The organism is Alcanivorax sp. HI0044, from assembly GCF_001634945.1.
Genome location: NZ_LWEZ01000857.1, coordinates 1 through 381, shown reverse-complemented (window position 1 = coordinate 381; position 381 = coordinate 1). Strand labels below are relative to the sequence as shown.

The 381-nt window shown below is 59.3% G+C and carries 1 pseudogene; it reads left to right on the top strand.

Going from position 1 to position 381, the window contains the following annotated elements:
- Nucleotides 1-11: 11 nt before the first annotated feature.
- A pseudogene (locus A3730_RS10125) lies at nt 12-381 on the top strand (transglutaminase-like domain-containing protein); the annotation flags it as partial.

Sequence of the window (381 nt, the reverse complement as noted above, 5' to 3'; positions counted from 1 at the left end):
CCGATCAGGTGATGAACTGGGTAGGCAACGTCAATACGCCGCAAGCCGCCAGCGATCTTCTGGGGCAGGGCGGTATCCCCAATGTTGGCATGGTCAGCGGAGGGGAAATCACCCACATCAACCTGGAGCATGTGTGGGTGGAGGCCTGGATCGACTATCACCCCAGCCGTGGTGCCAAGCATAGCGTGGGCGATAGCTGGGTGCCCATGGATGCCAGCTTCAAGCAATACGAGTACACCGAGGGCATGGCCCTGGAAGAGCAGGTGCCCTTCGATGCTCAAGGTCTGGCCCAGACCATTGAGCAGGAAAGCACCATCAATGAAGAAGAGGGCTGGGTGCAGGGCGTGCCCCAGCAGGCTATGGAAGATGCCTTTGCCGATT